This window comes from Streptomyces sp. (assembly GCF_050698815.1).
Classification (GTDB): domain Bacteria; phylum Actinomycetota; class Actinomycetes; order Streptomycetales; family Streptomycetaceae; genus Streptomyces.
The window spans coordinates 1-9,009 of sequence record NZ_JBOHCV010000781.1 but is presented as its reverse complement, the minus strand read 5'-3'; the positions used below and the strand labels follow the sequence as shown (position 1 = coordinate 9,009).

Below are 9,009 nucleotides of genomic sequence, written 5' to 3'. Positions count from 1 at the left end.
GACCTGCGCCGCGTCATCGACGCCTACGCCGAGCGGACCGGGCACGTGCAGATCGCGGACTGCCCCGGCCGTGGCGCCCCCGGCACCGGCGACCTGGACTTCGCCGAGCTGCTCGACCGGCTGAGCGACGCCGGCTACGAGGGCTGGATCGGCCTGGAGTACAAGCCGGGCGACGTACCGAGCGCCGACTCCTTCGGGTGGCTGCCCCGCGAGCGGCGCGCCGCCCCGTAGGCCGTGGTTCCGGTGAATCAGCCCCCGTACGCGACGACTTCGAGAGGCAACGACGCATGAGCTACACACCCGGCAACACCAAGGTCGGCTTCATAGGACTCGGCATCATGGGCGCCCCCATGACGCGCAACCTCGTCGAGGCCGGCTACGACGTGACCGCATTCGACCGCGACCCGGCGCCCGTCGAGGCGTTCGTCAAGGACGGAGGCAAGGGTGCCTCGTCCATAGCTGAGGCGGTCGCGGACGCTGACGTGGTCATCACCATGGTCCCGGCCTCGCCGCAGGTCGAGGAGGTCGTGCTGCACGACGGCGGCGTGCTGGAGAGCATCCGCCGCGGCGGCCTGATCATCGACATGTCCTCCATCACCCCGCAGACCTCCGTCGACGTCGCCGAAGCCGCCGCGGCCAAGGGCGTCAAGGTGCTCGACGCACCCGTCTCCGGCGGTGAGGCGGGCGCGGTCGAGGGCGTGCTGTCCATCATGGTCGGCGGTGAGCAGGACACCTTCGACGCCGCCCGGCCGCTCCTCGACGCGCTCGGCAGGACCATCGTGCTGTGCGGCCCGCACGGCTCGGGCCAGACGGTCAAGGCCGCCAACCAGCTCATCGTCGCCGTCAACATCCAGGCGGTCGCCGAGGCCGTGGTCTTCCTGGAGAAGTCCGGCGTCGACCTCACCGCGGCCCTGGAGGTGCTGGGCGGCGGCCTGGCCGGATCCACCGTGCTGGCCCGCAAGCAGGACAGCATCCTGGCCGGCGACTTCCGCCCCGGCTTCAGGATCGACCTGCATCACAAGGACATGGGCATCGTCACCGACGCGGCCCGCAACGTCGGAGCGGCCGTCCCAGCCGGTGCCCTGGTGGCCCAACTGGTCGCCGCACTGCGCCAGCAGGGCGATGGCGGCCTCGACCACTCCGCGCTGGTGCGCGGCGTCAGGCGCCTCTCCGGCGAGAAGCTGGAGGACTGACGCCATGACCGCCACCAGAATGCCCGCGATGAGCGCCGCTGTTGCGATCATGGTCGACGAGGGTGTGGACATCGCCTTCGGCTGTCCCGGTGCCGCGATCCTGCCGCTGTACAAGGCGATGGAACAGGACGGCCGCATCGGCCACTTGACGGTCCGTCATGAGGAAGGCGCGACCCACATGGCCGACGGCTGGGCCCGTACGAACGGAAAGGTCGGCGTCGCCATCGCCACCTCCGGACCGGGCGCCACCAACCTCGTCACCGGCCTCTACACGGCACAGGCCGACTCCATCCCGATGGTCTGCCTGACCGGCCAGGCCGTCTCACCGAAACTGCACCAGGAAGCCTTCCAGGCCGTCGACATCGTGGAGATCGCCAAGCCGGTCACCAAGTGGGCCGTCCAGATCAAGGAGCCGGCGCAGATCCCGTGGGCCTTCCGTGAGGCGTTTCGCATCGCCCGTACCGGCCGTCCCGGGCCGGTGCTGATCGATTTGCCGCTGGACCTGGCCAAGCAGGAGATCTCCTACGACGCCGAGATCGACACCCGGCTGCCCGTCCCGGCCGTCGAGCCGCATCTGCCGCGGGTGGAGCGGGCGCTGGACCTGCTGCTGGCCGCCGAACGGCCGATGGTCCTGGCGGGCGGCGGGGTGATCCTGGCCGATGCCGGTGACACGCTGCGGGAACTGGTCGAAGAGCTCCGGGTGCCCTTCCAGGTCACCCTGATGGGCAAGGGCGCCATCGAGGACGACCACGAGCTGAACCTGGGCACGACCGGGATCCAGACCTCGCAGCGGTACGCCAACGCCTCTTTCCTGGAAGCCGACTTCGTGCTCGCGGTCGGTGCCCGCTTCGGCGACCGGCATACCGGCGCGGACCTCGGCGTCTACCGCGGCGACCGGACGTTCGTGCACGTCGACATCGAACCGGGCCAGCTCGGCAGGGTCTTCGAACCGGACCTGGGCATCGTCTCCGACGCCGGCCTCTTCCTCACCGCGTTGCTGGCCGCGGCCCGTAAGCGTGCGGGGGAACGCGACGGTGAGGGGTTCGCGGGCTGGGTCGAGCGCTGCAAGGAGCTGAAGCGGACCCTGGTACGCCGGGAGGACTTCGACTCCGCCCCCGTCAAGGCGCCGCGCGCGTACAAGGAGATCAACGAGGCGTTCGGCGAGGACACGTACTTCGTCACCGCGATCGGGCTCTACCAGATCTGGGGCGGCCAGCACCAGAAGGCGCACCGGCCGCGGCACTACCAGGTGTGCGGCCAGGCCGGGCCGCTGGGCTGGGAGATACCGGCCGCGATCGGTGTGCGGAAGGCGCTGGACGCGATGGGGCGGACGGACGCCGAAGTCGTGGGCATCGTCGGCGACTACGGCTTCCAGTACATGGTCGAGGAACTGGCGGTGGCGGCCCAGTACCACGTGCCGTACGTGCTGATCATGCTCAACAACGAGTATCTGGGCCTGATCCGGCAGGCCGAGATCGGCTACGGCATGAACTACCAGGTCGACATCCACTACGACGAATACGGCACCGACAACGTCAAGATCATGGAGGCCTACGGCTGCCTCGGGCGGCGCGTGTGGGAGCCGGACGACATCCGTACGGCCATCGAGTGGGCACGTAAGGAGGCCGCGGCGACCTCCCGTCCCGTCCTCGTCGAGATCATGATCGAGCGCGAGGCGAACACACCGCACGGTCCGGACATCGACGCCGTGCGGGAGTTCGAGGACGCGTAGCCTCCGGACTCCGGCAGGGTCCCGGCAGGGGGTTTTTGCTCCGTTCCTCTTCGTAATTCCCGTCATGTCGGGGACGATGAGGCAGACCTTCCCATCCCGCCGCTGGAGCGCAGACATGGCCGACAGCGTGCCCGTGCGCTGCCCCGGGTGCCGCCGCGAGCACACCTACGCACCGCCGGCCTACCTCTGCGCGTGCGGGGCTCCGGTGACGCTGCCACTGCTGCGCGGCGCCCTGCCGGTCCGGGTGCGGCACCGCACCTGGGCGGGGTCCTGGGTGGAAGTGCGGTGCCCCGCCTGCGGGAGGACCGAGGAGTGGCCGCAGCCCGAAGTGGGCTGCGGCTGCGGGACGATGCTGCGACTCCCCGTCGCCCCGCCGGCGATGCCGCCGGGCGCTCCCGGGGCCGGCGGCGGTGCCACACAGCTTCCCTCCCCCGGGCCGCTGTCCGCGGGCCCCGCACTGTCCGCATCGCTCAAGCCGTACGGGTCGTACGGGCCGCTCATGCCGCCCACACCGCACGAGCCGGCGGCCCTCCGTCCTGCCCGGCCCGCCTTCTCCCCCGTCACCATCCGCACCGCGCAGGACGCCCGTACGGCCGCCGCGCACTATCTGCGCTGGCTGGGTTTCACGGACGTACGGGTGACCGAGCGGGCTCCGGCCTCCGGCGTCGACCTGCGCGGACCCGGCGTCGTCGCGCACGTCGACCCGACGACGGCCCCGACCACACTGCGCGACGTCGAGACGCTCTGGCTGAACGGTCTCAACGAGGCGGCGGTCACCGCCTGTTTCTCCCTGGCGGGTTACGCGCGAGAGGCGCGCACCCGCGCCGACGCGCTCTCCGTCGCGCTGTTCGTCCTCGACCTGACGGGCATGCCGCAGGCCGTCAACGACCCGGCCGACGACCTGATCCGCGCCAACTCCTGAGCGCTCGCCCCCTCAGCACTCGCCCCCTGAGCGGGCTAGTGCCCTCCCGGCAAACATTGCCGGTCACGGCACTAGCTCTCCTCGCGGTGCTCGGTGCCCCGGCTGCCCGCCGCGTGTTCGCGCAGCTCGACGCGCCGGATCTTCCCCGAAACGGTCTTGGGCAGCTCGGCGAACTCGATGACACGGACCCGCTTGTACGGGGCGAGCGTCGCCCGTGAGTGCGAGAAGAGCTCCTTCGCCGTGCCGGGGTCCGGCTCCCAGCCCTCCGCGAGCACCACGTACGCCTTGGGCACCGCAAGCCGCAGCGGGTCCGGCGAGGGGACGACGGCGGCCTCGGCGACGGCGTCGTGCTCCAGCAGGGCGCTCTCCAGCTCGAACGGCGAGATCCGGTAGTCGCTCGCCTTGAAGACGTCGTCCGACCGGCCGACGTAGGTGATGTAGCCCTCCGCGTCCCGTGAGCCGATGTCGCCGGTGCGGTAGTAACCGCCGGCCATCGCCTCGGCGGTGCGCTCCTCATCCCCCCGGTAACCGGTCATCAGCCCGACCGGATCTCCCGACAGGTCGAGGCAGATCTCGCCCTCATCCACGCCCGGCGCACCTGTCACCGGGTCGAGCAGGGTCACCTCGTAGCCGGGCATGGGACGGCCCATGGAACCGGGCTTGAGGTGCTGTGCGGGCGAGTTGGCGACCTGTACGGCGGTCTCGGTCTGGCCGAAGCCGTCCCGGATGGTCACGCCCCAGGCCCGCCGTACGTGCTCGATCACTTCGGGGTTGAGCGGTTCGCCGGCCGCGACGACCTCCCGCGGCACCGCCCGCAGGCTGCTCAGGTCGGCCTGGATGAGCATCCGCCACACGGTGGGCGGGGCGCAGAAGCTGGTGACACCCGCCTTTTCGATCTCGGCCAGCAGGCGGGCCGCGTCGAACCGGGCGTAGTTGTAGATGAAGATCGTCGCTTCGGCGTTCCAGGGTGCGAAGAAGTTGGACCACGCGTGCTTGGCCCAGCCGGGTGAGGAGATGTTGAGATGCACGTCGCCCGGCTGGAGCCCGATCCAGTACATGGTCGCCAAGTGGCCCACGGGGTAGGAGACATGGGTGTGCTCGACGAGTTTGGGCAGGGCCGTGGTGCCGGAGGTGAAGTAGAGCAGGAAGGGTTCGTCGCCGCGGGTGGGCCCGTCGGGGGCGTACGCGGTGGGGGCGCCGTAGGCGTCCTCGTAGGCGAGCCAGCCCGGCCCGGCGTCACCGCCGGGGTCGTCCCCCACGCTGATACGGGTGTAATCGCCGGGCACCGTCGCGAACTTGGCGGCGTCCTCGGCCCGTACCACCACGTGCCGGGCCCCGCCGCGACCGACCCGGTCGGCGAGATCGGCGGGCCCGAGCAGCGGGGTGGCGGGAATGACGACGGCGCGCAGCTTCATGCAGGCGAGCAGGGTCTCCCAGAGCTCGACCTGATTGCCGAGCATGAGGACGACCCGGTCGCCCGCCCGTACCCCTTGGGCGCGCAGCCAGTTGGCGACCTGATCGGAGCGGGTGCGCATGTCGGCGAAGGAGTAGCGCGCCTCGCCGCCGTCCTGCTCGACGATGTGCAGGGCGATGCGGTCGTTGTCCTCGGCGACGGCGTCGAACCAGTCGAGCGCCCAGTTGAAGTGTCCGGGCCGCGGCCAGGAGAAGGCCGCGCGGGCGGCGTCGAGGTCGGTCCGGTGCCGCAACAGGGTGTCCCGTGCCGCGCGGAAGGCATCGGTGGGGGTGGTGGGCTCGGTCGCCGTCATCGTCACTCCTCGGGTACCGCGAACGTTCACTGCCGGCGACCACACCGTGCCGGTCGCTGTGCCGGTCGCGGTGGGCTGGTCGCACTGCCGATCATCCTCGGCCACCGGCGGCCCGCGCACCACCCCCGGGCGGCAGCCCGCGGGGCGACGGTGGATGCTGGGTGGATGCCCCCTGCACCGACCCATGCGCCCGCCCTGACCCAGCGGCGCCGGCGGCTGGTGCTGGCGATCTGCTGCATGAGCCTGCTGATCGTCAGCCTCGACAACACGGCGCTGAACGTGGCGCTGCCCTCCCTGCAGCGGGATCTGCACGCCTCCGTCTCCGGGCTGCAGTGGACCATCGACGCCTACACGGTGGTGCTGGCCTCATTCCTGATGCTGTCCGGTTCGGCGGCCGACCGGGTGGGCCGGCGCCGGGTGTTCCAGACAGGGCTGGTCCTCTTCACCACCGGGTCACTGCTGTGCGCCCTCGCGCCCGGCCTCGGCTGGCTCATCGCCTTCCGCGCGGTGCAGGCGATCGGCGGCTCGATGCTCAACCCGGTGGCCATGTCGATCATCACCAACACCTTCACCGAGCCGCGGGAGCGGGCCCGCGCCATCGGGGTGTGGGGCGGCGTCGTCGGCATCTCCATGGCGGCCGGACCGCTGCTGGGCGGGGCGCTGGTCACCTCGGTGGGCTGGCGCGCGATCTTCTGGCTGAACCTCCCCATCGGGCTGGCCGCGCTGCTGCTCACCGCGCTCTACGTCCCCGAGTCGCGGGCGCCGCATCCGCGCCGGCTGGACCCGGGCGGTCAGCTGCTGGTCATGGCCGCGCTCGGCTCGCTCACCTTCGGCATCATCGAGGGCGGCTCCGCCGACGGCGCGTGGGCCTCACCGCTGATCCTCGGCTGCTTCGGACTCAGCCTGTGCGCGGTGGCCGCGCTGATCCCGTACGAACGCCGCCGCGCCGAGCCGCTGGTCGAGCTGCGCTTCTTCCGCAGCGTCCCGTTCAGCGGCGCCACGGTCACCGCGGTCACCTCCTTCGCCGCGCTGTCCGGATTCCTCTTCCTCAACACGCTCTATCTGCAGAACGACCGCGACCTGACAGCCTTCCAGGCGGGGCTGTACCTGCTGCCGATGGCGGTGATGACGGCCCTCTTCGCGCCACTGTCCGGGCATCTGGTCGGGGTGCGCGGCGCCCGGCTGCCGCTCGTGCTGGCGGGGGCGGCCATGACGGCGAGCGGGCTGCTGTTCGCGCTTTTCGGCGCGGAGGCCTCGGACGGGCGGCTGTTCACCTCGTACGTGCTCTTCGGCATCGGCTTCGGCCTGGTCAACGCGCCCATCACCAACGCCGCCGTCTCCGGCATGCCGCGCGCCCGCGCGGGAGTGGCGGCGAGTATCGCCTCCACCAGCCGCCAGGTCGGCGCCGCGCTGGGCGTCGCGGTCATCGGCGCCGCGATCGCGGCCGGCTCGCGCGTCACGGCCTGGTGGATGATCACCGGGTGCGGGGTGGCCGTACTGCTGCTGGGCCTGCTCACCACAGGGCGCCGCGCACGGGCGACCGCGGAACGGGCCCTCATTAATCAAGTTTGACCAATCTCTTGACGGGCAGTATTCTCGCAGCCAGTAGTGGTAGTCAAACTTGACCAATGAGGAGGCTTCATGCCGGAGACCACGACAGGCAGCGCGACCGAGCAGGATCACCGCGACCTGGAAGCGTGGTTCGCGCGGTACGACACGTACGCCGCCAAGGCCGACGTCGAGGCGATGGCCTCGACGGCACTGTTCCCGCTGAACCTGGTCACCGACGACTCGGATCCCGGGTCCGGCTGGGCCGGGCAGTGGAGCCGCGAGGAGTACGTACGGACGATGTCGGGCGTCATGGGTGAGAGCGGCGGCGAGGAAGTCACCTTCGAGTCGCAGCGCGCACCGCACTTCCTCACCCGCAGTCTCGCCGTGGTCTTCACCGACTCCACCATGACCGTGGGCGGGCACAGTCGGCGGATGCGGTACTCGGACATCCTCGTCAAACAGGACGGCGAGTGGTACTTCCAGACCATGATCCAGGGCGGCTGGGCCGGGATGCTGGGCGGCGGCGCCTGAGTGGGGCACCATCGGGGATGTGTTGACGGGGGAAGTGGAACAGCGCGGAACCGTGCGAGGCGGCGGTGCCGGTGACCGGCGTGCGCCGCGCGCCCGGCGGCGGCCGCTCGCCTGGTTCGCGGGGCTGCTGCTGGCCGGGCTGAGCGTGCCGCTCACGGCCCGTGGCATGGACGCCGACGGGCCGACGCCGGTGCCCCAACTCCTGGCCTTTCTGCCCTGGTTCCTGGCGCCGGGCTGGCTGGCGCTGCTGTGCGCCGTGTATTCCCGTCGCTTCCTCGCCACGGTATGGGCGATCGCCGTGCTGGTGGCCGCGGGCTGGTTCACGCTGCCGCAGGGCCCGGACGCGGTGGCGGCCGGGGAGCGTCCTGCCGAGGCCCGCTTCCGTGTGCTCACCGCCAACGTGCGCTACGGCGGCGCGACCGACGCGCTGCTGGATACGCTGCGCCGTGAACGCCCGCAGCTCGTCGCCGTCCAGGAATGCGACAGCCGGTGCTCCGGCGCCCTTCGCGGGCCCACGATGCGACAGGAGTACCCGTACCGGGTCATCGCCGAAGCCGGCGGGGCACGGGGCACGGCGCTGCTGAGCGTGTACCCCCTGAAGGACGAGGCCGCCGTGCCGGGGCGGATGGCGATGCCCGGCGCGGTCGCGGACATCTCCGGCACGCGGGTCCGGGTGCAGACCGCCCATGCGATGCCGCCCAAGCCGGCGGCGCTCGCGAGCTGGCGCGCCGAGCTGGGGCGGCTTCGCGACTACGCCGCTTCGCGCGGCGAGACCCCTGCCATCGTCGCCGGCGACTTCAACTCCTCGCAGGACCACGCCGCCTTCCGCGCCATCCTGCGCACCGGCCTGCACGACGCCGCACGCCTGACGGGCCAGTCCCGCACCCCGACCTGGCCGGACAACAGGGCGCTACCGCTGGGCGCCCAGATCGACCACGTCCTGATCAGCGAGCAGATGACCGCCGTGGAGGCCCGTTTCCTCGACCTGCCGGGCACGGACCACCGCGCGCTGCTGGCCGACGTGAAGCTGTATTGAACCGGGCTGCCCGCGTACAGGCGCAGCCGTGTGCCCGGCTCCCCTTCGAGGGAGAGCCGGGCATGTAGCGGCCGTGCTGTTTACGCGTAGGGATTGCGGTGCCAGTTGCCCCTTGGCGCAGGTGTCTCCGGTGCCTCGACGGGCGCCACCACGGGCCCGTCGCCGCGTGAGCGCGCGTCACACGACAGGTACAGCTCTCCGCCCACGGGAGCAGCTACGGGGCGACGCGCTTGTAGACCCCCCCTTCCCCGTCGTCGTGGTGCAGCGACATCGTGGAC

General features: G+C 71.3%; 8 protein-coding genes. 7 read left to right on the top strand and 1 reads right to left on the bottom strand.

Features of this window, described 5'->3' with window-relative positions; all coding sequences use genetic code 11:
* The 4 genes from ACRDP3_RS28050 to ACRDP3_RS28035 all read left to right on the top strand — a co-directional run.
* The coding region (locus ACRDP3_RS28050; RefSeq protein WP_431519825.1) for a TIM barrel protein at nt 1-231 on the top strand (231 nt) is incomplete at its 5' end.
* Nucleotides 198-1,193, top strand: a complete 996-nt coding sequence (locus ACRDP3_RS28045) for a 2-hydroxy-3-oxopropionate reductase (RefSeq protein WP_431519824.1) — start codon at nt 198-200, stop codon at nt 1,191-1,193. The genes ACRDP3_RS28050 and ACRDP3_RS28045, both read left to right, overlap by 34 nt.
* A gap of 4 nt (nt 1,194-1,197) precedes the next feature.
* Nucleotides 1,198-2,925, top strand: coding sequence for a glyoxylate carboligase (gene gcl, locus ACRDP3_RS28040; protein WP_431519823.1), 1,728 nt, complete (start codon nt 1,198-1,200; stop codon nt 2,923-2,925).
* Nucleotides 2,926-3,040: 115 nt separating this feature from the next.
* A complete protein-coding gene (locus tag ACRDP3_RS28035; RefSeq protein ID WP_431519822.1) occupies nt 3,041-3,847 on the top strand; it encodes a hypothetical protein in 807 nt (268 codons plus the stop codon).
* Nucleotides 3,848-3,918: 71 nt separating this feature from the next.
* Here the strand turns inward: ACRDP3_RS28035 and ACRDP3_RS28030 are convergent, their stop codons facing one another.
* Nucleotides 3,919-5,613, bottom strand: a complete 1,695-nt coding sequence (locus tag ACRDP3_RS28030) for an AMP-binding protein (RefSeq protein ID WP_431519821.1) — start codon at nt 5,611-5,613, stop codon at nt 3,919-3,921.
* Between the two features lie 165 nt (nt 5,614-5,778).
* Here ACRDP3_RS28030 and ACRDP3_RS28025 point away from each other — a divergent pair, with 165 nt between their 5' ends.
* From ACRDP3_RS28025 to ACRDP3_RS28015, 3 genes are all read left to right on the top strand, one after another.
* Complete coding sequence (locus ACRDP3_RS28025) at nt 5,779-7,185, top strand: MFS transporter (RefSeq protein WP_431519820.1); 1,407 nt, start codon at nt 5,779-5,781, stop codon at nt 7,183-7,185.
* Between the two features lie 69 nt (nt 7,186-7,254).
* Nucleotides 7,255-7,695 carry a nuclear transport factor 2 family protein gene (locus ACRDP3_RS28020; RefSeq protein ID WP_431519819.1) on the top strand — a complete coding sequence of 147 codons (441 nt, stop codon included), beginning with the start codon at nt 7,255-7,257 and terminating at the stop codon, nt 7,693-7,695.
* A 19-nt stretch (nt 7,696-7,714) separates the two neighbouring features.
* Nucleotides 7,715-8,731, top strand: coding sequence for an endonuclease/exonuclease/phosphatase family protein (locus tag ACRDP3_RS28015; protein ID WP_431519818.1), 1,017 nt, complete (start codon nt 7,715-7,717; stop codon nt 8,729-8,731).
* The last annotated feature ends 278 nt before the right edge of the window (nt 8,732-9,009 follow it).